The sequence below is a fragment of the Paenibacillus sp. EB106-06-01-XG199 genome, from assembly GCF_058791575.1.
On record NZ_JBYTDQ010000009.1, the window covers coordinates 201955 to 226895 of the forward strand.

The window sequence follows — 24941 nt, forward strand, 5'->3', positions numbered from 1 at the left end:
AATGACTAACCATATAACTCCCAAAAATCGTCCATAACTGCTATAATTAAAATAATTATGCATTTTACCATATCATTTAAAACCGGAAAAAGAAAAGAATACGAAGGAGCTATATGATGAAGATCCGTAAAGCGATTATTCCCGCTGCCGGTCTCGGAACCCGTTTTTTGCCCGCGACCAAAGCGATGCCCAAAGAAATGCTGCCGATTGTAGACAAACCAACGATTCAATATATTGTGGAGGAAGCCGTTGCTTCCGGCATTGAAGACATCATCATCGTGACGGGTAAAGGCAAGCGCGCGATTGAAGACCATTTCGACAACTCATTTGAGCTGGAGTTCAACCTGGCTGAGAAACAGAAGTGGGAGCTGCTGGAGTCTGTGCGCAAATCCTCCGAAATGGCTGACATTCACTATATCCGGCAAAAGGAACCGCGCGGACTAGGACATGCTATCTGGTGTGCCCGCAAATTTATCGGGAATGAACCGTTCGCTGTATTACTCGGAGATGATATTGTTGAAGCGGACAAACCTTGCCTTAGACAGATGATTGAGGTTTACGATCAATATAAATCCTCCATAGTTGGAGTTCAGCCGGTGCCTTGGGAAGAGGTATCCCGATACGGTCTTGTAGATGGTACACCTTTGGCTGAACGTGTCTACAAAGCCAACCGGCTGGTAGAGAAACCGAAGCGTGAGGACGCACCGTCCAACCTGGCAATCTTGGGACGTTATATACTGACTCCGCGTATTTTCGATTTGCTGGGTGAACAGCAGGTAGGAGTAGGCGGTGAGATTCAGCTTACGGATGCCATTGCCCGTTTAAGCGAAGTGGAGCGGATCATCGCCTACGACTTTGAAGGCAAACGCCATGACGTTGGCGAGAAGATGGGTTTCATCCAGACGACGATCCATTATGCGCTTCAACATGAGGAGCTTAAGGACGGCTTGCTGCAGTACCTCGAGGAAGTGATCCAGAGCCAGGCTCAGAAAGTCGGTAAATAACTGAGCGTCGGTTCCCTTATATTTGCGCACGGCATTTACCATAACATAAAATAAATAAGAGCGCTCCGCTGTCTATAACTGCGGGACGCTCTTATTTATTTTTCGAACTAAAGACTTATAAGACGATGTTCATAGTTCCCATTGCAGCGGGCGCTGGTTCCATATGCAATATCGCCCGCTGCCTTGTTATCCTGTTAATTACTCTTGAAATGATGTGCTTGCAATTTCAGTAATCTTTTCAACTTCCGCAGGATCAGCAGCGATTAGCTTATTATATACATCCTGATCGAGAGCGGTGTTAGCCTTTTGTTGAGCGGCGAGATACCAACGGGCAATTTCGCGGTTAGTAGCATCAGTATAATCCTCACTCAATCCAAGCTTCAATGTTGCGGCAGCAACCTGAGTTTGACCTGCCATGAACTGAATTCGGCCTGCATTCAAAGAAATTGCTGAAGGAATGGCCTGGCCCTGCAAGTCTGTCGTTATATGACGATAGGCTTCGAGGCCGATCTTGAGATTAAGCTGTTTACCATCGTCATTCTTTTGAGTGAAAGCCTGCTGAGCCAGCTCGTAGGAACGGCTGATAAGCGCGCTATACCAGTTAGTATCCCAGAGAGTTGTACTGTTCACGATATCGGCATAGTTCTCGTTAAAGCCAGTCTTTAACGTTGCAGCAGCAGCATCATTTTCTCCAGCCAGAAGCTGCATTCTGCCGATATTTAAAGCAATGTTTGGTGTGATCGAGAATGGACGGCCTTGCAGCTGCTCAGGAGGCAAAGTTTTCAGGTGTTCCACTCCATCAACCACATGCTTGTAGGCATCAAAGCCACTATTCAGGTATTCCTGCTTTTTAGCTTCATCCTTTTGCACACTTGCTGCATTTGCAAGCGCTTGGGACCGGCTGATTATTGTCTCATACCAATCAATGTCCCATACAAATTTATCGGCATTATCAAGGTAGACGCCCAGGGCAAGATCGCTCTGCCCCTTAAGGTCATAATATCCGACTAATTGCTTCAACAAATCCTTATTATAAGGCTCGTCCTTAAGTGCACGGGAAATTACGGTGTAGGCCTCCTCCAGATACTGCCCATCTTGGGTTTGGCTAAAGACTTGCTGATCCATGGACGATAAGTATATCGCCGATTCCGGGTGGAATGGACGGTCTTTCAGGGCAGCTACCAAAGGTACTTTAATTTCCTCATAAGATTGGCTGACGCCGATCAGTTTTTTGGCTTTCATTGCGTCATTGCTGGATCCGATATAGCTTATCGATATAAAGACCAGATAGATGGTGCCGATGGTGAGTACAGCCAAGTAGCCGATACGCAGTCCGGGTTTACTCCAGCCACGGCGAAGCGGTTTGCTGTCCATGACAGCGGCCATTCCAGCCAGTCCAAGGAAGACAAGGATCCCCATAAAGGCATAGCTTAGGTTGAAATCCAGCAAGCTGTGGACGAGAATGGACAAGGCGATAATAAGGAAGAAGAAGCCATTATCAAATTCATCTTTCTCCCGTTTCACATAACTGCGGATATATTTATAGAAAATGTATCCGATGAAGCCCATAAATACGATGAATCCGACAATTCCAACCTCAATCAGATATTGGAGGAAGAAATTATGCGCCTGGCGGCTGGTATAAGGGTTATTCTGATAGTGCTCATAGAGAGAAGCCCAGCCTCCGCCTCCCGCGCCCAGAATCGGATAATCTTTAACAACCTTAAGAGCATCTTTATAGAAAGTGAACCGCTCTAGTACACTGTGCTGCTTGAAGTTGATATTCTCCAGCCGCGTTTCAATATTATCCGGCAGAACACTACGGACGCTTGTACCAATGAGCAGGAAAGCCGCCATTCCAACAAGCAAGATCGATACCAGTGGAAGCCACAGCCCGGAAAACTTACGGGAAGACATGCCGGATAGCTTTGCTTCCAGCCAAGGTGCAACAACACGCTGAACCGCCCACCCAAGAGCAGCAACGACAGCAGAGGCCCCAAGCAGGTACGCCCAAGCTTTAAGAGCAGCCCCTGAAGTGAAGCTGGTATTCAGTTCTAGTCCCAGCGTAGTCAGCGGATTTGTAACGAGCAGGGCTGCAAGGCCGGAAATGGCAATGTGGATAATCCAGAGAATTTGCTGAGCAGGTTTCAGGAACAGCAGCAGCAGGATGAATACCACAGGCAGCATGACGAGCCCGCCACGGGACAACGTCAACAGCAGCGATACAATAATGGGCACAAGCATAAATCCGTGAGTCAGCGTACCGTACCATTTTTTAGAGCGGACCAAAGCAAATACGGCTACAAACAGAAAAGCCATCAGGAAGGCTGCATAGGTATTTGCGTATTGGAATATGGAAGTTAACCGAAGACCATTGGAATCGGTCATAACCGCATCCAAATATTTACCATTACTTACGGTATTGGAGAACCAGCCAACCAGACTGCCGGCAAATTTCGAGCTGCCAAGCCAATTCAATAGTCCGAATCCCACAATAAAGTAAGCAACCGCAAGGACAGCGTTTTGGATGACAACATTTAGTTGCTTTTGCTTCAAGAGATATAACGCTATAATGAATATTGCAATGTACATGCTCTGAATTAACAGCAGGTTCATCGCCATATAATGCGAGGCTGCACCAAATAGTGACAAAGCATACGTTATTGGAAGCAGCAGTGAGGCAACAGCCAGCAGATCGCGCTGCTCCTCAAGCTTGAATTTATTGAAGTAGAGGCCCATCCACACCAATAACATCAGGCCGCTAAGCAGAGCAGACACATAGACCGGTTTTTCAAAATCAATCTGTTGTCCGTTAAACACCCCCACCTGAAACGGGGTCCAAACCAAAAACACAATAAAAGCGACAACTAATGCCCATATGGGGCTGGATATCTTTTCAACATTTCTCGACTGAACAGCATTTTTTCCGTATACTGGTTTAGACACGTTTTAATCTCCTTTTTCTGTAGGTACGTGGATATTCTAGCATATTGAGCGTTTGGGGGGCCAGTAATTTAGAATAAATATTGTTGTTTGATTTCAAAGTAGCTTTAATTTAGAAAGGGAGTAAAATGAAATGTTTTCTAGCAATCTAAACTTACTAAAGCAATTGGTTAAAAGAGATGTTTTAGCGAAATATAAAGGTTCATCACTAGGTATATTATGGTCAGTGGTAATTCCAATTATGTTACTGGCGATATATACGTTTGTTTTTAGTGTGGTATTTGAGGCTCGTTGGAATGTTCAGTCGAATAATCACCTTCAATTTGCTTTGATTATTTTTAGCGGAATGACGATTTTTAACTTTTTTTCAGAAGTTATTAATCGTTCACCAACATTGATTATAGGGAATAGTAATTATGTGAAAAAAGTAATATTTCCATTACACTTACTTCCAGTTTCGATAGTATTGTCTTCCATAGTGCATATGCTTATTAGTTTTATTATTTTATTTATTGGACTTGCCTTTTTTGGAGGGGGTATACACATAACCGCACTCTATCTCCCTCTTGTTTGTCTACCCATTCTCCTTTTTGCTACAGGATTAAGTTGGTTCCTAGCATCATTGGGGACTTATGTGAGAGATGTCAGTTATGTTGTGAATGTTTTGACTAGTGCATTAATGTTTTTGAGTCCTATATTTTATCCGGTTTCTTCAGTTCCTAAGGAACTAAGGTTTTTATACAACTTGAATCCCATTAGCTTTACGGTTGAAGATATGCGTAACGTTCTGATTTGGGGTGTTCGACCAGATTTTGTATGGCTCGGCTATGGAACGTTGATTGGGGTTGTTTTTTGTTTATTAGGATACTATTGGTTTAAAAAAACAAAAGGTGGATTTGCAGATGTCCTATAATAATAAATCAATAACTATCAATAATATATCGAAGATGTATAAGATGTACGACAAACCTCAAGACAGGTTAAAACAATTTTTCTATAAGAATAGAAAAAAGCTATATAGAGAATTTTGGGCGCTGAATGATGTTTCATTTAGCGTGTCATCTGGAACAACATTGGGGATAATAGGGCGGAATGGATCAGGGAAAAGTACATTACTACAAATTATTGCGGGTACTCTCCAAGCATCTTCTGGCACACTAAATATAAAAGGTAGAATTGCAGCATTACTTGAACTAGGAAGTGGCTTTAATCCAGAGTTTACAGGTAGAGAAAATGTTTATCTTAATGGAAGTATAATGGGTTTGTCTGAAAAAGAAATGAAGGAAAGAATGCCTATCATTGAACAATTTGCTGAGATAGGGGAATTTATTGATCAGCCAGTAAAACTGTATTCTTCAGGTATGTACGTGAGACTTGCATTTGCTTGCGCCGTTAATGTGGATCCGGATATATTGATTATCGATGAGGCATTAGCAGTTGGAGATATGCAGTTTCAATTAAAATGCATGGATAAAATGAAGAAATTTAAAGAGGAAGGGAAAACAATTTTATTTGTTAGTCACGATACTTATTCCGTGAAAAATTTCTGTGATGAAGTTATTTGGATGAAAGACGGAAGGATATACAGATACGGGGATGTATTATCAGTAACAAATGAATACGAAATCTTCATGAGAACAAAGAGCGAACCGATTGCAGAAGAAAAAGTACTGGATTCAAATGAACATGAAAAAAAAGTTTTATTGATCAACAATATACGTACCAAAGATGGTTCCGGCAAAGCCAAGGAAACATTCTCTTTTAAGGAAGATGTATACGTTGAAATTGAGTACACGCTTAAAACGAAACTAAAAGGAATTGTTGGTGGAGTTGCTGTTACTGACCAAAGGGATGCTTACATCTGTGGAGTTAATACCAAACTAGATGATTATTCACTACCTTCATTGCCCGGAAACTATACATTAGTCTGTAAATATGATCAGTTGAATTTATTACCTGGCACCTATTATATTGATGTGGGTTTTTTTGAAAGTGCTGGATTAGTGAGACTTGATTATAAAACAAAAATTAATTCTTTTAGTATTCAATCTGCAGATTATATTGCGGAGGGAATAATTCATTTGGATCACAGTTGGACTTCAGGAGGCGCTGGTAGTGAAATATAATGTTGACTTGGACATTTCTGTGGGTACCTCCCATTCTTTGATATTAAACAAAATTAAGCGTAATACTAAAGTCTTAGAGTTCGGCTCTGCTTCAGGTTATATGACAAAATATATGAAAGAGGAACTCGGTTGTGAAATTGTCTGCATTGAAATTGATGCGGAAGCAGCTGAAAAGGCCAGGAAATATGCTGATTTAATGATTGTAGCAGATATTGAAAATGATCCTTGGTTTCAAAAAGTTAGTGAATTTTCGTTTGATTTTATTTTGTTTGCTGATGTTTTAGAACATTTGAGAAATCCTGAAGTTATTCTGAAACAGGCAACTTCTCTTTTGAATAACGATGGAATTGTATTAACTTCAGTTCCGAATATTTCTCACAATGCTATTATAATGGAATTAATGCAAGGGAGATTTGATTATCGTTCTACGGGATTATTGGATGACACTCATGTCCATTTTTTTACAAGAAAGAGTTTGTTGAAATTATTAGATGATTGTAGACTTGAACCATTCGAATGGCTCACAACTATGAGGAGACCTGATACTACTGAATTTCAACAAAAATATAGTGATTTCCCTGTATTGGTCCAACACTATTTGGAAAATAGGCTGGATGGAGATGTTTATCAGTTTGTAACTATGTCTAGGAAGAAGAAATCAGATGAAAATCCTCTAGACTTTACTTATAGACAGCATATTAATTATCTAGATCTAGATCACTGTCAATTATATTGGGGCGAAGATAGTTCATTTAACGAATTGTCGTCAATTCAAGTCCCAGTGGTGTTTAATAATGACTTTAAGACATACTCTTTTGACATCCCCTTAGGGGTTAAAGGGAACTTGCGGTTAGATCCTGCGAATACTCCGGTCTATGGAGCAATTAGAGGGGTTAAACTTTTTGAAATCACTTCATCGGGGACTAAAAGAGAAGTGAATCCAGATAACACAAAAATCACATCCCAATTAAAACCTTTAAATAATATATATAAATTAGCTGATGAGCGCGATTTTCGTTTCTTCGCAACTGATAATGATCCTTCAATTTATATCGAAGGTATTAGTTTAAATGGAAACTTAAAATATATACTCGAAGTAGAAATGCAAATTAATAATTCGATTGAAGAAATAATAACTAAACTATCGCATGAAATGAAAAATAATGAACTGGAAATAATGAATTTATCTAAAGAAAATCAAAGGTATAGTGAAGAAATTAATGTATTATTGGCTAGGGAGAAAGAACTTCTTGATAAGAATACGGCCTGGAGTGAAACATACAGTGATTTAAATAACCAGTTCGCAGATTTAAAAGAAATATATAAGTTGTTAGATGAAAATCATAAAACAATTATTAAACAAAATGAGGAAAGATCTCTTGAATATGTTTCGAACCTTAGAGACAAAGAAATCTTAATAGAAGAGTTGAGAAAAGAAATTAGCTTGATGAAGTATTCCTTTTCATGGCGAAGCACTGCTTTATTTAGAAGAATGGCGAATAAAATCAGAGGGAAGTAAGGGGTATTGGTTATAGATGAAAGATATAATTAACTGTGACATTATAATTCCGGTTTATAATGCACCTGAGGAACTGAAGAATTGTCTAGACTCTCTAATACAACACACTGATCTTTCAAATAACAGAATTATTATTATTAATGATTGTAGTCCTGATCCAGGAGTATCTGCGTTTTTGGGCGAAATTGATAATCCAAGCATTGTGATTCTCCAAAACGAAAAGAACCTTGGATTTGTGGGGACTGTAAACAGAGGAATGAGCTACTCTCAACATGATGTGGTACTGTTGAATAGTGACACGATTGTTACAGAAAAATGGCTGGAAAAGATGAGAAAAGTTGCATACCTTGATCACTCTATTGCTACAGTAACTCCTCTTACGAATAACGGAAGCATTTGTTCTGTTCCGACATTTTTAGAGGATAACCATATACCTGCAGGATATGATATAGATTCATTTGCTCATTATATAGAAAATATTTCCTTGAAACAATTTCGTGAAATCCCTACTGCAGTAGGATTTTGTATGTATATTAAGAGAAACATAATAGATGAGATAGGACTCTTTGACCAAGAAAACTTTGGAAAAGGCTACGGAGAGGAAAACGATTTTTGTTGTAGGGTCATTGAACATGGATATAAAAACATTCTAGATGATCATACCTTTATATATCATAAAGGCTCTATGTCATTTCAAGGCGAGAAGCTTGAATTGCTAAAGAAAAACTTGAAGACGTTAAATACTTTGTACCCGTATTATGATAAAAGAATACATGATTTTATAGTTAAAAATCCGTTGAAAGAGATACAAGATAACATTAGATTTAGACTTTCGAGTTACGTTGACTCTTATAAATCGAAAGGGAATTTGTTATTTGTTTTGCATAATTTTTTCGATGAAAGCTACACTCAGCCTATAGGCGGGACCGAGTACCACGTAAAAGATATAGTTGATGGTATTAAAGATTACTTTATATATGTATTAGTTACAAATGGTCAAGAAGTCGTGTTGAAGCAATATTTTCAAGGTGAGGTGTTGGCTAAATATCATTTCCCTCTAGAAGAACCAATAGGACTTCAACATTTTCATCATCAAGAATATAGTGAAATTGTAGAAAAGATAATTAATACCTTTGAGATAAATTTAGTGCATATTCATCATCTAATTAGACATTCATTTGATATCCCGTATGTCGCCAAAAAAAATGGGATAAAGACAATCTTTACACTACATGACTTTTATTTGTTTTGTCCTAGAGTTAATTTACTGGATGTAAATAATGTTTATTGTAAAGACATGAGATCGGAACAAAAATGCAATGCTTGCCTGAGAGAGACCTATGGATTTCATTCTACTTTTATTAACAAGTGGAAGGCTGAAGCTACAGCAATGATGTCAAATGTAGATTTGTTTATAACTCCATCTAACTCCACTAAGGCAATGTTTGAAGAAGAATTTGGTGAGGTTAACGGTAAAATTATTACCATTGAGCATGGAATAGCTCTTCCTGATTATGATGCTATTCTAAGAACCAAAGAGAATAAAAACTGGAATATTGCTTTTATAGGAGGGCTTTCTCCTAACAAAGGTAGTGCTCTGATTTACAGTCTGATTACTAAATTTCCGAAAAGTAATGTTAATTGGCATCTTATTGGTGGATTAGGTGATCAAAAACTGAATTTGCTTAATCAGTCTAATGTACAAAAGTATGGACGGTATAAAAGAGAGGACTTGAAAGAGCTAATTGAAAAAAATGAAATAGACCTGGTTTGCTTGTTGTCTCCATGGCCAGAAACCTATTCATATACGCTTACTGAAGCTTGGGCACACAATATACCTGTATTAGTTACACCTTTTGGCGCACTGAAAGAAAGAGTTGAGCTAATTGGTGGAGGATGGGTGACTGAGACGAATGATGTAAATGATGTAATGGACAAATTGAAATATATCATTGAAGGAGAGATGAAAGAATATCATAAAAAGGTAGATAATATAAAAGGAAATAACGTGAAAACTAAAGAGAAGATGGTTCTTGATTATATTGAGATATATAATAAATTTCTTGTCTCTAAACCCTTGTTATCAATGAATGCTCTGAATAATAGAACAGTTTTAGAAGGATTGAAATATTATCATCCAGTTAATGATAGTTCAGTATCATTAAATGAATACAATTCCCATGTTCAGAAATTGGAAAATGAACTAGAGGCCGTGAAATCTACAATTGGTTGGAAAGTGCTAAATGTATTAAGAAGTCGAGATCATTTTATTTTGAAATTGGGCAAAAAAGGAATACACCTCATATTGAGAGTCAAGAACCGTCTCAGGTAGAATATGAAATTACCGAGGATATTGTAGTGGCAAAGGCGGTATATAGATGACTGTCCAAATTCTATTATCAACATACAATGGTGAGAAATATATTTCTCAACAAATTGATAGTTTATTGTCTCAGTCTTATAGTGATCTGGATATTCTTATTCGAGACGATGGCTCAAATGATGGAACACTCGATATTATTGAGATGTACATGTCTAAATATCCATTACAAATAAGATTAATAAGAGGCAAAAACATTGGAGTTATAAATAGTTTTTTTGAGCTTTTGAAAGAAGCCAGAACAGATGCGAAATATTATTCTTTTTGCGACCAAGATGATATATGGAAGAAAACTAAGGTTGAAGTTTCTATATTAAAATTAGTGGAACGAAATAACAATAAGCCCCTGTTATTTTGTTCTGCTACTCAATTGACTGATTCAAAATTAAAGGAAATTAAAGTGTGGCCGCAGCGGCCAGGAAAAGCTCTTGGTTTTTATAATGCATTGGTGGAGAATGTTGTTGTCGGTGCCACCATTACTATTAACAGAAAGGCTAGAGACGGGTTAATTAAGTGCGTGCCCGACAACGAAAATATCATTATGCATGATTGGTGGATTTATTTATGTATCTCTGCTTTTGGTGAGATTATTTATGAATCCGATCCAACTATACTTTACAGACAGCATGAATCGAATGTTGTAGGGGGCAACAAAACTTTCCTGGATATATTACTCAGAAAATTTATGAGCTTCTCTGAGAACAGAGGGCGACGGTTGTTGTATAAACAGGCCTTGGAGTTTTGGAAATGTTATGGAGATAAGATTTCAGGGGAAAACAAAGAACAACTACGCTTATTTTTAGATGAAAGAGAATCTCTTGTACAGAAGTTAGTCTTTTTAAAAAGAAGTAAATTGTACAGACAAAATTTTTTTGGAAATATGTTATTCAAAATGTTGGTAATGGTTGGGTATATATAACTGATACGATAATTGTGGTTAAGTAAAGGGGGAGATAGTATTAAAATACATATTAATGTAATAATGAAATATTTACTGATCTACTTTGTAATCTACTTTTTTCATTTCATAATAAAAATTGCGCCTGGTGATGATACTCTTTTTAGTGGAATGTCAAGCCAGTATTCACTTACAGAGTATTTAAGCATGCGATATAATGGTTGGACTGGAAGAATGTCAGGTGAACTTTTTTTCTATTTCTTTCTGGGGGGGAAAGTTTGGCTCTGGAAGTTCGTTAATGCAGGGTTTATTATGCTTGTAGCCTATTCGCTAGTTAGAATAATTAGAGAAAAGAATTCATTAAAATATTTTATTGTTGCCTTGTGTATTATGGGGTATTTCAGTCAAAGCATCCTTAGTTCGGGAGTTTTTTGGATTACTGGTTCTATGGTGTATTTATGGTCAATAGCGATGGGGCTATTTGCAATGATACCTTTTGCAGACTATACATTTAGAAATAATTACGATACCAGTAATAGACGTATTCTGCTCTCATTATTATCAGGTCTCTTGGCTGTGTTTGCTAATGAACAAGCTGCCTTATGTATGGTTAGTTTTGCTTTCATTTCTATAACGACACATTTTATTAAAACTAAGAAATATAGTATTAGACTAATTTTTCTAACAGTTATTTTTTTGGTTGGTACTATCATCTCCATTAAGGCTCCCGGAAATAGTAGCAGATTTGTTTCCGAGACCGCCACTTGGTTTCCGAATTTTAATGAACTGTCGTTAAAAGATCATTTATACCTCGGTGTAATATGGTTTTTTGGGAAAGCTTTTACGGAATTAAAATGGTTATTGCTTTTAATTTCTGTAGGAACCCTCTATGTATTTAATCTTCAATCGAATGTGAAACAAACTTACGTAACTCGACTTCTGAATTTTATATTTATTGTTTTAGTTGCAACTTCATTCTCGGTTCTTATAATCGGAAATCCAAATAACGTATTGTTTGACTTTGAAGCTATCAGGAATTTTCATTTTGGACATAATCTGATTAATATCTGGACAATAGAACCGAAATTTATCTTGGCGTTAATTCCGTATATTTTCTGGTCGATTTTTTCTCTATTGCTGATTTCAATGCTTATAATGATATCTGAAAGAAAATGGTTTATCCTATTATGCCTAGCAGCTGCAATAGCATCAATGTGTATTATGTTTTTTTCTCCCACTATTTATGCTTCGGGGAATAGAACTCTGACAGTAAGCGCTGCTTTACTCTCGCTTGTATCAATTAATGTTCTTAACAAAATAGAACTGAAAAATAAACTAGGGTATATATTTATTTTTGCTTTTCCTGTTGTTAACATCTTGTCTCTATTAATGATTTGGATTGTTAAGGGGTACTATATATTGTACTAAATAAAAAAATCTCCATGTTAGGAAATACAAGACATGGAGATTTTTTATGGATTTATTTCTAGCGAGCTAAAGAAGCAAGTTCTTTGCTTTCATTCTGGTTAGAGTCCTTAACCTCTAAGGTTAGTTTTTCAATGATATACTTAGGGCGAGCTTTGACCTCTTTGTATATCTTTCCGATGTACTCCCCAATCAACCCCAAGGCTACCAACTGCACACCACCAATAAACCAGATCGAAATCATTAACGAGGACCAACCAGATGTAGTGCTTCCGGAAAATTTGCTAATAAGGATATATATAGCAACCAAAATACTGAACAAAGATATGATGAAGCCCAGTCCAGTAATCAATCGTATTGGAGTTACACTAAATGAGGTTATTCCATCAAAAGCAAAGGCTAGCATTTTTTTTAAGGGATATTTAGATTCTCCTGCAAAGCGTTCATTCCTATCATAATATACCTCAGTAGATCTAAACCCAATTAAAGGTACCAGACCTCTTAGAAAAAGGTTTACTTCTTTGAACTCTGATAGATGTTGCACTGCTCTTTTACTCATCAAACGATAATCCGCATGATTAAAAACTAAATTAACCCCCATTGTGTTCATTAATCTATAAAAACCTTGAGCAGTAGAACGTTTAAAGAAGGTGTCAGTCGATCTGCTTTTTCTTACGCCGTATACAACATCATAACCTTCTTTATATTTATTAATAAATTCATGAATTACATTTAGATCATCTTGAAGATCAGCATCAATCGAAATTATAATATCAGAATAATCTTTGGCTGATATTAATCCGGCCAATAATGCGTTTTGGTGACCAGCATTTTTGGCTAGTTTTAACCCATGTACATATTTATTGACTTTATTATGACTCTCAATAAGCTCCCATGTACTATCTCGGCTTCCGTCATCGATAAATAAAATTTTACTATTTTGAGAAATTTTATTTATTTGAATCAAATTGTTTAGAATAAGTGTAAGTTGTCTTATAGTTTCAGGTAAAACAGCTTCTTCATTATAACAAGGTATAACCAATGTTAAGTTGGGGCTAATAATATAATTGCTATTCAAGTCAAAATCGCTCCCTCTATCACTTTTAAATATTTCATGATAATTCTAACACTAATTTATATCATATTAAACTAATTTAATTTTGGAAATGGAGCTTCCGATTGGACTACTAGAATAATGTTAATGTAATATACATTATATGATAAGGTTCTCGGTCTTTGGTAAACTTGCATTCGTAGCATCTTTATGTTTCTCTAATAGTACGCCTTTAATTCAAGGACTAAGCGCAAGAAAGGTTGAGTGACATTGAAAGGCATAATCCTAGCTGGAGGCACTGGTTCGCGCCTCTACCCTTTAACTAAAGTGACTAATAAGCATCTATTACCTGTAGGCAAATATCCGATGATCTTCCACTCCGTTTATAAATTAAAGCAGGCGGATGTAAAAGATATTCTTATCGTCACAGGCAAGGAACACATGGGCGACGTCGTGAATTTATTAGGAAGTGGCAGAGAAATGGGTGTTACCTTCACCTATAAAGTACAAGATGAAGCAGGTGGGATTGCTCAGGCTCTGGATTTGGCGGAGCAATTCGTTGGACAAGATCAAATGATCGTTATTCTTGGAGATAATGTATTTGAGGATGATATTGCACCATTCGTTGATAATTTTCGTGAACAGAAAGCTGGAGCTAAGATATTGATTCAGGAGGTAATTGATCCTTCAAGATTTGGTGTGCCTGAACTAGAAGGTGATCGTATTGTTTCGATTGAAGAAAAGCCCGCAACTCCTAAATCCAATTATGCTGTAACAGGGATATATATGTTCGATAGCGAAGTGTTTAAGATCATTAAAACTATATCTCCCTCAGCGCGCGGAGAATTGGAAATTACTGATGTGAATAATGCATATATTAATCGAGGAGAATTAACTTTCGATGTTCTTCAAGGTTGGTGGACGGATGCAGGTACCCATGTTTCACTGGCAAAAGCTAACGGCTTAGCTCAAGAGATTACGTTTGGTGAGGAATTCGGTAAATTGAAACTATAGATTTGGAGGGCGCTATCATATGAAAGCTATAGCCTTACAATTACAGGGTGCATGCATCCTTGAGCCGGTGGTTCATGGTGACAACCGGGGTTTTTTTATGGAGAGCTATAATGAGGAATTAATGCATAAGGCAGGAGTGAACTATAAGTTCATCCAGGACAATCAATCACTTTCTTCTGAGGTTGGAGTACTTAGAGGATTGCACTATCAATTGAATCCGAAAGCGCAGACCAAGCTTATTCGAGTTCTTTCGGGTGTGATTTATGACGTTATTGTTGATATTCGCCGTAATTCTCCAACCTTCGGACAGTGGGTTGGGGTAATTCTCAGTGAATATAATAAACGTCAGTTGCTGGTGCCAAAGGGCTTTGCGCATGGGTTTTGTACGCTGGTGCCGAACACCCAAGTGTTATACAAGGTGGACCAATATTATTCCCCCGAGAACGACCGCGGCATATTATGGAGTGATCCGGCACTTGGCATTGACTGGCCGGTGTCAACTCCAGTCCTGTCGGACAAAGATGGGCGCCATCCTTTGCTTAAGGATGCAGAGCTCAATTTCGATTAAATACTATTCATTGAACAAAAGGTGGGCTAACATATGAAACTGCTCGTTACCGGCGGGGCCGGATTTATCGGCAGCAATTTTGTAATATACATGCTGCAGCAGCACCCGGATTACCAGATCGTGAACGTGGATGCGTTGACGTATGCGGGGAATTTGGAGAATTTGAAGTCGGTGGAGGGCAATCCGAATTATACGTTTGCCAAAGCGGACATTACGGATGTAGAGGCGATGGACACACTGTTCAGCCAGGGAGTCGATATCGTAGTCAACTTCGCGGCGGAATCACATGTGGACCGGAGCATTCTGGAGCCGGATGTGTTTGTGAAGACAAATGTGCTCGGCACACAGGTGCTGTTGGATGCAGCAAAGAAATATAGTGTGACCAAATTTGTTCAAGTGTCTACAGATGAGGTGTATGGAACGTTAGGAACCACGGGACTCTTTACTGAAGAAACTCCACTTACTCCAAACAGTCCTTATTCCGCCAGCAAAGCGGGCGGAGATTTGCTTGTGCGTGCCTACCACGAAACCTTTGGATTGCCGGTTAATATCACCCGCTGTTCTAACAACTACGGGCCATACCAATTTCCGGAGAAGCTGATCCCGCTCATGATTTCCCGTGCGCTTGCTGATCAGGCACTGCCGGTTTATGGCGATGGAATGAATATCCGCGACTGGTTGTATGTAGAAGATCACTGCAGTGCAATTGATCTGGTTATTCATGAAGGGGTAAACGGTGAGGTCTATAATATTGGCGGCAATAATGAGCGCACAAATGTGCATATAGTGAATACTGTGCTGCAGGAACTGGGCAAACCGGATTCTCTGATTACTTACGTGCAGGATCGTCCCGGACATGACCGCCGCTATGGCATCGACCCAACCAAGATTACCAACGAGTTGGGCTGGAAGCCAAAGCATACATTTGAAACCGGCATTAAAGAAACCATTCAATGGTATTTGAATAATAAAGAGTGGTGGACCCGTATTCAATCCGGTGAATACCAGAAATATGCCGAACTTCAGTATGGCAGCCGTTTGGGGGATTCGCTGTAATGTCGAAGATGAAGGTATTGGTTACGGGTTCCGCTGGACAGTTGGGGCAGGACCTTGTACTTTTGTTGCAGCAGCAAGGACATGAGGTTCTAGGCTGTGACCGTCAGGAGATGGATATTACAGATCTCGATCAATGTACTGAGGTTATCAGCGGGTTCAGTCCGGATGCTGTCATTCATTGTGCCGCCCATACGGCGGTGGATATTGCGGAAACTGATGTGGATGCCGCCTATTTAATTAATGCCACTGGAAGCCGCAATGTAGCACTGGCTGCGGAGAAATCCGGAGCCAAGCTGGTATACATTAGTACGGATTATGTTTTTGATGGCATGGGAACTCAGCCTTATCATGAATATGATAATACGGATCCGCAAAGTATTTATGGCAAGTCAAAGCGGGCAGGAGAAATCCTGGTGCAGTCTTTGTCCTCGAAATTTTTCATCGTACGTACATCATGGGTGTATGGCAAATATGGCAACAACTTTGTGAAAACGATGCTGAAGCTGGGACAGGAGAAGCCGCTGCTGCAGGTAGTAGACGACCAGCAAGGTTCACCTACCTACACCGTAGATTTGGCCCGTTTCCTGCTTGAGCTGATTCAAACGGAGAGATACGGAATTTATCATGCCTCTAACAGTGAGTCTTGCACCTGGTATGAGTTTACACAGGCAATTTTCGCGGAGGCAGAAGATATTCTGAGTCTGAAATTCACAGCAAAGCTAGAGCCATGTGCTACAGAACAGTTTCCACGCCCGGCACCACGTCCGCGCAATTCGGTAATGGAGCATTTAGCCATCCGCACGAACGGGTTTGCAGATATCCGGCCTTGGCGGGCCGGACTGAGGGACTTTTTGCTGGAACTGAAATAGATAAGCGCAAACTAAGCTCCTGAACCGTTATCGACGGTCGGGAGCTTTTTGCTGCTGTAACGACTGTTCACATAAACATGTTTTATAGTGCTAAAATTATGCCTTTTATTTCACTTTGTTCCTCCTTTAAGGATACCATCATTCCAGGTAACATAGCCGCAACCTGTTGTTTTCGTTATAATAATGTGTAATAGCTTCAGAACCATAATGAATTCAAGAATCCGAGGATATTTATGAATAACAAAACAGTCAGTGTACATATTGTTACCTTTAACAGTGCGGATGATATTATTGATTGTCTGACGGCAGTACTCGCCCAGGATTATCCGGTGAAGCAGATTGTGGTGGTGGATAATGCCTCAACAGACGGATGCGTGGAAAGAGTGAGGGGGTTTTATCAAAAGATCGAAGAGACGGGGGTTCCTTCTCTTGTTCTCATAGAAAATAAGATTAATACTGGCTTCGCCCCCGCTCATAACCAGGCCCTGGCGGCAACAGATACAGATTATGTACTTGTGCTTAACCCGGATCTGACGCTTGAAAATAGTTATATTTCCAGGCTTATCTTGCAGATGGAGTCAAATCCGCGTATTGGCAGTGCTACTGGCAAGCTTTTGCTCAAAGCTGATCACTCCCTTGTGGACAGCACAGGTCTGCGGATGAATAGAGCCCGGCGTGCCTTTGACCGCGGTGCAGGAGATCCCTCCACAGACTGGCTGGAATCTGGTTTCGTATTTGGCGTATCTGGGGCCGCAGCGATGTATTCACGCCGGATGATTGAAGATGTCAGCATTGAGGGGGAGTTCTTTGATGCGGATTTCTTCGCCTATAAGGAGGATGTGGACGTGGCATGGCGGGCTGGGCTGTTCGGCTGGTTGGCTTACTTTGAAGCAGAAGCCATAGGCTACCACGAACGTGGCTGGAAACCTTCCGGCCGGGACAGCAAACCGGTGTTCATTAGGCGGATTTCGTATATTAACCGCTACAAGATGATCTACAAGAACGAGCCTGCCGGCACGCTGCTTCTCACTTTGCTGTATTCACTGCCGTATGAGCTTGCCGCACACGGTTATACACTGCTTAAGGAACGCCAATTGCTAAAGGCCTGGTCTGCTTTTTTCCAACAACGGAGACATCTTAAACAGAAACGGCGATATATACAAAATAAAGCATCCAGGAAACCGGACGCGTAAGGTAATTTACTGGCACGGGAAATCTGTAAAAACCTCCCTAATTAGGCTCCGCCTATCAGGGAGGTTTTTATGTTATAATAGTTGTCGGTAGATTACTATATTAGTCAGGAGCGTAGTGAAGTGAATATAGATGTCAGTATATTAATCTTAAATTACAACACATGTGGCCTGACGATGGACTGTATTAGGTCGGTATATGATTCGGTAACTAATTATTCCTATGAGATCATTTTAATAGATAATAATTCCCGTGATCATTCTGTCGAGTCGATCAGCAAGGAATTCCCGGATGTGCTGCTGATTGCCAACTCTGAGAATGTTGGTTTCGCCCGGGGTAATAATCAGGGGATGGAGGCGGCCTCCGGACGTTATGTGCTGCTGCTTAATTCCGACACGGTAGTGCGGAAGGATACGCTGGAGACGATGGTTTCCTTTATGGACAGCCGGCCGGATCTTGGCGCTTCGGGCTGCAAGGTGATTTTGCCGGATGGATCGCTGGACAAGGCCTGCAAGCGAGGATTTCCGACACCCTCGGCATCCTTTTATTATGCTTTTGGTTTCAGCAAGCTGTTTCCCGGCCGGCCCAGATTCAACGGCTACCAGCTAGGTTATTTGGATCCAGATCTGGATTACCCGGTAGACTGTCTAGTCGGGGCTTTTATGCTGGTTCGGCGGGCGACGATCGAGCAGGTCGGCGGCCTGGACGAAGAGTTCTTTATGTATGGTGAGGATTTGGATTGGTGCTTCCGGATTAAAGAAGCCGGGTGGGGGATTTATTACTATCCGAAGACCTCCATCGTGCATCTAAAAGGCGGCAGCGCGCGGCGCAGACCATTTAAAATTGTCTATGAGTTTCACAGAGCAATGATTTTATTTCATCGCAAGCATTTTAGCAAGAGGTACAACAGTATGATTAATGGAGCGGTATATGCCGGAGTCGGGGTAAAGTTCACCCTTTCGCTTGCCCGCAATATGTTAAAGTCTTCACGCGTGGTTTCTTCACCGGCGCAGAGCCTTGCGGATTCCGGAGAAGCAGGTTCACGCAATGAAACGAATGCTGAGGTGAGATTATGATTCGCCGTAATCAGAGGTTTTTAACACAACTCTATATGGTTGCCGACTTCCTGATTATCCAAATCTCCTTTCTGGCGGCCTGGTGGCTGAAGTTCAAGAGTGGCTGGCTGGAATCCTATAATACGCTTCCGGTTGAATCCTATGCCTATTGGAGCCTTATTTATGGTGTGATTTCTGTATTTATAGGGATTGTGCTTTCCCTGTATTTGCCGAAGCGTAAGAAACGTTTTGTCGATGAATTCCTCAAAATATTTCAGGTGCACATCATGGCAGTCTTTATCCTGCTTGGCCTGATGTTCTTCCTGAAGGAAATCGACGTTTCCCGTCAGTATCTGGCCATATATATGGGTTTTAATATTCTCTCAATCATGCTTTACCGTTATGTGCTGAAGACGATGCTGAAATCACTCCGTGAAAAAGGCTTTAACCGTCAATTCGTGCTGATTATCGGTGCAGGCTCGCTCGGCAAACGATTCTACAACAATTTGGTGCAGTATCCGGAGCTGGGATATGAGACCATTGGTTTTCTTGATGATTATCAGGAATGGGACGGGATAGAGGAACGGCGCTTTAAGCCAATACTCGGCAAGGTGGATGAACTGGCTGGAATACTGGAGCTGCTGCCGGTAGACGAGGTGATTCTGGCGCTTCCGCTTGATGCCCACTCTAAGTATCCCGCCATTATTGCTGCCTGCGAAAAGGCTGGAGTACGGACGCTGATTATTCCAGATTTCTTCGACTACCTGCCGGCCCGTCCTTATTTTGATAATTTTGCCGGAATGCCAATGATTAATGTCCGTGATATTCCTTTAGATATGACCGGGAATAAGCTGGCCAAGCGGCTGTTTGATATTATTTTTTCGCTGTTCGCCATTTTTGTAATGTCGCCTGTAATGCTCATAGTAGCCCTCGGTGTTCGCCTGACTTCTCCGGGCCCGGTCATCTTCAAGCAGGAGCGTGTAGGACTTAACCGGCATAATTTCATGATGTATAAGTTCCGCTCGATGAAAATGCAGCAGGACGGCGAAGAAGATACAGGCTGGAGTACACGGGAGGATCCGCGGCGCACCCGCTTTGGGAGTTTTATCCGCAAGACCAGTCTGGATGAGCTGCCGCAATTTTTTAATGTGCTGCTGGGGCATATGAGTGTGGTAGGGCCCCGCCCGGAACGGCCGTTCTACGTGCAGCAGTTCCGTGGAGAGATCCCCAAGTATATGGTGAAGCATCATGTGCGTCCAGGTATTACTGGATGGGCACAGAGTAATGGTCTGCGTGGGGACACCTCGATTGAAGAACGGATTAAGCATGATATTTTCTATATTGAAAATTGGTCATTGCTGTTTGATATTCGGATTATTGTCAAAACGATTCGCAACGGATTTAAAAATGCCTATTAATTTCACATAGAAACGGTTGCTATCCTTACCCAAGGCCACAGCCGTTTTTTGTTTTTATACTCCAACTTTTGCAAAGGAAACCTACTATAATGGATAAAAAAAAGAGTACTGCATCAGTCATCATGGTTATAGCAATAGTACTTTTGCTTGTGATTACGCTGACACCGGAAGATAAAGAGCCGGCCGCCGGCTTTGCAGCCCACCGGATTGTTGCCCATGCAATGGGTGGCATCAACGGGCATGCCTATACCAACGCTGTTGAAGGTTTTATCGCCAATTATGAGCAGGGAACACGTATATTTGAAGCCGATCTGCTGTTCACCGGGGATCAGAAACTAGTGGCCCGTCATGAGTGGTCAAGGGATATGACTAAGCAGTTAGGACAGAAGGAGGTGCTTCCTGCAGACAAGGAAGGGGAAGTACTGGATTATGCCGAATTTATGGACAGTCCGATTCTGGGCCTATACTCGCCGGCTGATATTGAGAAGATCATGGATTTGATGATGGCTTATCCGGATGCCTATATCGTAACCGATACGAAGGAGGTTGAAGCGGAACTGGTCACACAGCAGTTTGAAGTGATTGTCGAGGCAGCTGAGCGTAGGGATCCATCGCTGCTGAAGCGGATTGTCCCGCAGATTTACAGTCGTGAGATGTTGGATATGATCCGTAAGGTGCATGTCTTTCCCGAAGTCATTTATACGTTATATCAATCGGAGGACAGTGATGAAGTGGTGACTCAATTCGTCAAGGAAACCGGGGCGAACATCACCATGCCTGACGACAGGGCTACCAAGAGCTTTGTGCAAAAACTGAAAAGGGCCGGTGCCCGCGTCTATGTGCATACGATTAATGATGAGAAAGAAATCGTCCAGCTGTCCCGTCTGGGTGTGGACGGGTTCTATACTGATTTCGTTTCTGAAGATGACATGGAGAGGCTCGGAGGCCTGGGGCGAAACTAGCAGCCGGCAGAGGTGATAATGAGCAATCATTGTTCGTTGAACGATGCACATAAAGCTTATTTTCTACCAGAAAGATAAGACTGATCTATAGCATACAACAATGAATTCTTATATTATAAAAAGGCGAAAAAATGTTCGCATTTTTTCGCTCTTTAAATTGACACTCCCCTTAGCGCTGGCATAGACTAGAGTTACGGCTTTTTGCGGTAGCGGAGTGTATTTGGCTTGCTAGATGAATGATGGAGATGGACGATTGATGAATATGATGCGGCAACTGATAGAGCCTTGGCGGCATGTTTTTAAGCTCGATCCGGACCGTGAGCTCGGAGACCTTGAGCTGGAGGCCATTTGCCTGTCTGGAACCGATGCGATTTTGGTTGGAGGCTCCACCGGTGTGACTTATGAGAATACTATTGATCTGCTGAACCGGCTGCGGCGTTATGAGCTGCCTTGCGCACTGGAGATTTCGGATCTGGAGGCAGTCGTTCCCGGTTTTGATTTGTATATGATTCCTATGGTGCTTAATACACCAGACACGGCCTGGATTATTGGCCAACACCGCAAAGCCATTCAACGTTACGGAAGCCTGATTCCATGGGAACTGCTGCTGGCCGAAGGATATATTGTCCTGAATGGCGATTCTTCCGTAGCACGCCTTACGGGTGCAGACCATTCGCTTAGCGCCGAGGGGGCTGCGGCTTATGCCCAGATTGCGGACAAGCTGATGCAGCTTCCGGTTGTGTATCTTGAATACAGCGGCATGTTCGGTGATATGAAGACGGTTCGTTTGGTAAGAGAGATGGTGGAGAACAGCCAGCTGTTTTACGGGGGCGGTATTACCGGCGAGGCAGAGGCTAAGCAGGTTGCAGCCCTCTGCGACACCGTAGTAGTCGGGAACATTATTTACCAGGATATACAGCAAGCACTGCTCACCGTGCAGGCGGTAAAGAAGACCCCGCAGATGCTTTGGGAGTAGCAAGTTGAGATAGCGCTGCTCTTGACATTCTAAGCTTAAACTGAGAAAGGAGCATGTCACACATGCAACTTGTTAACATACAGGAAGCCGTAAGCCGGCTTAATCCTCCACAGCGCCAGGCTGTAGAAGCTACTGAAGGTCCCTTGCTGATTATGGCCGGCGCGGGCAGCGGCAAGACCCGGGTGCTTACCCACCGCATTGCCTGGTTGATTGCGAACCGCAAGGCTCCGCCGTGGGCAATTCTGGCGATTACCTTTACAAACAAGGCGGCCCGGGAGATGCAGGACCGTGTCTCCAAGCTGGTTGGACCAGAAGGACGGGATATATGGGTATCCACGTTTCACTCGATGTGTGTACGGATTCTGCGCAAGGATATTGAACGGATTGGCTTTACCTCCAATTTCTCAATTCTCGATTCTACAGACCAGTTGTCCGTCATCCGCAACTGTATGAAAGACCTGAATATCGATACGAAGAAATTTGAGCCAAAGGCTGTCCAGGCCGTCATCAGCACAAACAAAAATGAGCTGATTACTCCGGCGCAATACGAGCAGAAGATTGGCGATTATTTTGAAGGTCTTGTTGCTAAAGTGTACACCAAGTACCAGCACCGGCTGAGAAGCAACAACTCGCTGGATTTTGACGATTTAATTATGAAGACGATCCAATTGTTCAAGGAAGTGCCTGAGGTACTTGATTTCTACCAGAAGAAATTCAAATACATTCATGTGGATGAGTATCAGGATACGAACCGTGCGCAGTACATGCTTTGCCGCATGCTGGCGGAAAGCCATCACCGGATTTGCGTAGTTGGTGACAGCGATCAGTCGATTTACCGCTGGCGCGGAGCAGACATTTCGAATATTCTTAATTTCGAAGAAGATTATCCGGAAGCGAAGACGATTCTGCTGGAGCAGAATTACCGTTCGACCTCCAATATACTAAATGCAGCCAACGGCGTAATTGCGCTGAACTCCGGACGTAAACCGAAGAAGCTGTGGACGGATTCAGAGGAAGGTCCGAAGATCAAAGTGTTCCGGGGCGACTCCGAGCATGATGAAGGTTATTTTGTCACCGGAGAGATCAGTAAGAGTGCCAAGCAGGGCCAGGCTTACCAGAATCATGCCATCCTGTACCGCACGAATGCACAGTCTCGCGTAATAGAAGAAATTTTGATCAAATCAGACATTCCTTATCAGATCGTCGGCGGGATCAAGTTCTATGACCGTAAGGAAATCAAGGATCTGCTGGCGTACCTGCGCCTGCTCTCCAATCCGGATGATGACATCAGTCTGACGCGTATTATCAATGTGCCAAAGCGGGGGCTGGGTGATACCACTGTGGGCAAGCTGGCTGTAGCAGCAGCAGAACGTGGGGTATCCATCTTCCGCGTGCTGCAGACGGTGGACGATCTGGGCTTTGCCGGACGGACGCGCAATACGCTGGTGGAGTTCTATGATATGATCGAAGCGCTGCACCGGATGGTCGAATTCCTCTCGGTAACGGAGCTGACGGAGAAGATTCTGGAGCTCTCGCAATACCGGCTGGAGCTGCAGAATGAGAATACGCTAGAATCCCGCTCACGGCTGGAGAACATCGATGAGTTCCTGTCCGTGACGATGGAATTCGAGAAGAATAACGAAGACAAGTCACTGGTCTCCTTCCTCACAGATCTGGCACTGATCGCTGACATCGACAGTGTGAATGACGATGAGGAGGAACGCGACGATGCTGTAGTGCTGATGACCATGCACAGCGCGAAGGGGCTGGAATTCCCGACCGTATTTATTATCGGGATGGAAGAGGGCGTATTCCCGCACAGCCGCGCCTTTCAGGACAATGATGAACTGGAAGAAGAACGGCGGCTGGCGTATGTAGGCATTACGCGTGCGGAGAAGCAGCTGTTCCTCAGCTGTGCCCGCAGCCGCACGCTGTTCGGACGGACGACAGCCAATCCGCCGTCCCGCTTCCTGGAGGAGATTCCGGAGGAGCTTAAGGAAGATACCGGCTCTGCTTCGGACCGCTTCCGGCGCGGAGGCGCGGAGGTTGGCGGTGCCTATGGCGGCCGTGGCTTCACCGGCGGCGCCCGGGGGAACTTCGGCAGCCGCGGAGGCGCTGCCGGGAATGCGCCAGCAGGCGGCGTGACCGCCGGCTTTGGCGGCAGCACAGCGTCAGCGGCCGGAGCAGGCCGCGTGACCGTAACCTCCGGAAGCGGTGCGCAGCGCGCATCGGAAGCGGGGGCCGCGGCGCCAGGCGAGTATAAAGCCGGCGACAAGGTAGCCCACGGCAAATGGGGCACCGGCACCATTGTGTCCGTGAAAGGCAGCGGTAACGACACGGAGCTGCAGATTGCTTTTCCGGCACCGGTCGGTGTGAAACGGCTGCTTGCGGGTTTTGCTCCGATTACCAAAGTCGAATAATCCGGGGACGGTTAACGAATGCATTTTTAGAATATAAAGATAAAGTAGAAGTATCATTCACAT

The 24941-nt window shown here is 42.3% G+C and carries 19 protein-coding genes; 17 read left to right on the top strand and 2 right to left on the bottom strand.

Translation table 11 applies throughout. The annotated features are described in order from the left end of the window. Nucleotides 1-116 precede the first annotated feature (116 nt). Nucleotides 117-1004 (top strand): UTP--glucose-1-phosphate uridylyltransferase GalU, encoded by an 888-nt coding sequence (gene galU, locus AC3WT9_RS27720; protein ID WP_341379960.1) that lies wholly within the window; start codon nt 117-119, stop codon nt 1002-1004. 198 nt (nt 1005-1202) lie between these two features. On the opposite strand, the gene AC3WT9_RS27725 is transcribed toward galU, so the two are convergent. Then, nucleotides 1203-3950, bottom strand: coding sequence for an O-antigen ligase family protein (locus tag AC3WT9_RS27725; RefSeq protein WP_341379959.1), 2748 nt, complete (start codon nt 3948-3950; stop codon nt 1203-1205). A 130-nt stretch (nt 3951-4080) separates the two neighbouring features. Between AC3WT9_RS27725 and AC3WT9_RS27730 the strand changes: the two genes are divergently transcribed. From AC3WT9_RS27730 to AC3WT9_RS27755, 6 genes are all read left to right on the top strand, one after another. Further along, nucleotides 4081-4860, top strand: a complete 780-nt coding sequence (locus AC3WT9_RS27730; protein ID WP_341379958.1) for an ABC transporter permease — start codon at nt 4081-4083, stop codon at nt 4858-4860. Next, nucleotides 4850-6073 (top strand): ABC transporter ATP-binding protein, encoded by a 1224-nt coding sequence (locus tag AC3WT9_RS27735; RefSeq protein ID WP_341379957.1) that lies wholly within the window; start codon nt 4850-4852, stop codon nt 6071-6073. Before AC3WT9_RS27730 ends, AC3WT9_RS27735 begins: the two co-directional genes overlap by 11 nt. Beyond that, nucleotides 6063-7592 (top strand): class I SAM-dependent methyltransferase, encoded by a 1530-nt coding sequence (locus AC3WT9_RS27740; RefSeq protein WP_341379956.1) that lies wholly within the window; start codon nt 6063-6065, stop codon nt 7590-7592. The genes AC3WT9_RS27735 and AC3WT9_RS27740 overlap by 11 nt, the downstream gene beginning before the upstream one ends. Nucleotides 7593-7608: 16 nt before the next feature. Continuing rightward, entirely contained in the window at nt 7609-9924 is a 2316-nt protein-coding gene (locus tag AC3WT9_RS27745; RefSeq protein ID WP_341379955.1) for a glycosyltransferase, read from the top strand. Nucleotides 9925-9970: 46 nt separating this feature from the next. After that, nucleotides 9971-10891, top strand: coding sequence for a glycosyltransferase family 2 protein (locus AC3WT9_RS27750; RefSeq protein WP_341379953.1), 921 nt, complete (start codon nt 9971-9973; stop codon nt 10889-10891). 63 nt (nt 10892-10954) lie between these two features. After that, nucleotides 10955-12298, top strand: a complete 1344-nt coding sequence (locus AC3WT9_RS27755; RefSeq protein WP_341379952.1) for a DUF6056 family protein — start codon at nt 10955-10957, stop codon at nt 12296-12298. A gap of 58 nt (nt 12299-12356) precedes the next feature. Here the strand turns inward: AC3WT9_RS27755 and AC3WT9_RS27760 are convergent, their stop codons facing one another. Then, on the bottom strand, nt 12357-13373 hold the full coding sequence (locus tag AC3WT9_RS27760) for a glycosyltransferase family 2 protein (protein WP_445935364.1): 1017 nt from the start codon (nt 13371-13373) through the stop codon (nt 12357-12359). 246 nt (nt 13374-13619) lie between these two features. Here AC3WT9_RS27760 and AC3WT9_RS27765 point away from each other — a divergent pair, with 246 nt between their 5' ends. The 10 genes from AC3WT9_RS27765 (at nt 13620) to pcrA (ending at nt 24878) form a co-directional block, all read left to right on the top strand. After that, the gene (locus AC3WT9_RS27765) at nt 13620-14363 is read left to right on the top strand and encodes a sugar phosphate nucleotidyltransferase (RefSeq protein ID WP_038597190.1); all 744 of its coding nucleotides are present in this window, start codon (nt 13620-13622) and stop codon (nt 14361-14363) included. 19 nt (nt 14364-14382) lie between these two features. Continuing rightward, nucleotides 14383-14931 (top strand): dTDP-4-dehydrorhamnose 3,5-epimerase, encoded by a 549-nt coding sequence (gene rfbC, locus AC3WT9_RS27770; protein ID WP_341379950.1) that lies wholly within the window; start codon nt 14383-14385, stop codon nt 14929-14931. 33 nt (nt 14932-14964) lie between these two features. Then, a complete protein-coding gene (gene rfbB, locus AC3WT9_RS27775) occupies nt 14965-15987 on the top strand; it encodes a dTDP-glucose 4,6-dehydratase (RefSeq protein ID WP_341379949.1) in 1023 nt (340 codons plus the stop codon). Between the two features lie 8 nt (nt 15988-15995). Beyond that, nucleotides 15996-16856, top strand: coding sequence for a dTDP-4-dehydrorhamnose reductase (gene rfbD / locus AC3WT9_RS27780; RefSeq protein WP_341097799.1), 861 nt, complete (start codon nt 15996-15998; stop codon nt 16854-16856). Between the two features lie 233 nt (nt 16857-17089). Next, entirely contained in the window at nt 17090-18049 is a 960-nt protein-coding gene (locus AC3WT9_RS27785) for a glycosyltransferase family 2 protein (RefSeq protein ID WP_341096669.1), read from the top strand. 126 nt (nt 18050-18175) lie between these two features. After that, a complete protein-coding gene (locus AC3WT9_RS27790) occupies nt 18176-19123 on the top strand; it encodes a glycosyltransferase family 2 protein (protein WP_341097798.1) in 948 nt (315 codons plus the stop codon). Next, nucleotides 19120-20520, top strand: a complete 1401-nt coding sequence (locus tag AC3WT9_RS27795; protein ID WP_341096667.1) for an undecaprenyl-phosphate glucose phosphotransferase — start codon at nt 19120-19122, stop codon at nt 20518-20520. Before AC3WT9_RS27790 ends, AC3WT9_RS27795 begins: the two co-directional genes overlap by 4 nt. Nucleotides 20521-20609: 89 nt before the next feature. Continuing rightward, nucleotides 20610-21482 carry a phosphatidylinositol-specific phospholipase C/glycerophosphodiester phosphodiesterase family protein gene (locus AC3WT9_RS27800; protein ID WP_341096665.1) on the top strand — a complete coding sequence of 291 codons (873 nt, stop codon included), beginning with the start codon at nt 20610-20612 and terminating at the stop codon, nt 21480-21482. Nucleotides 21483-21747: 265 nt separating this feature from the next. Then, nucleotides 21748-22458 (top strand): heptaprenylglyceryl phosphate synthase, encoded by a 711-nt coding sequence (pcrB, locus tag AC3WT9_RS27805; RefSeq protein WP_341097797.1) that lies wholly within the window; start codon nt 21748-21750, stop codon nt 22456-22458. 62 nt (nt 22459-22520) lie between these two features. Continuing rightward, nucleotides 22521-24878 carry a DNA helicase PcrA gene (gene pcrA, locus AC3WT9_RS27810; protein WP_341379948.1) on the top strand — a complete coding sequence of 786 codons (2358 nt, stop codon included), beginning with the start codon at nt 22521-22523 and terminating at the stop codon, nt 24876-24878. The last annotated feature ends 63 nt before the right edge of the window (nt 24879-24941 follow it).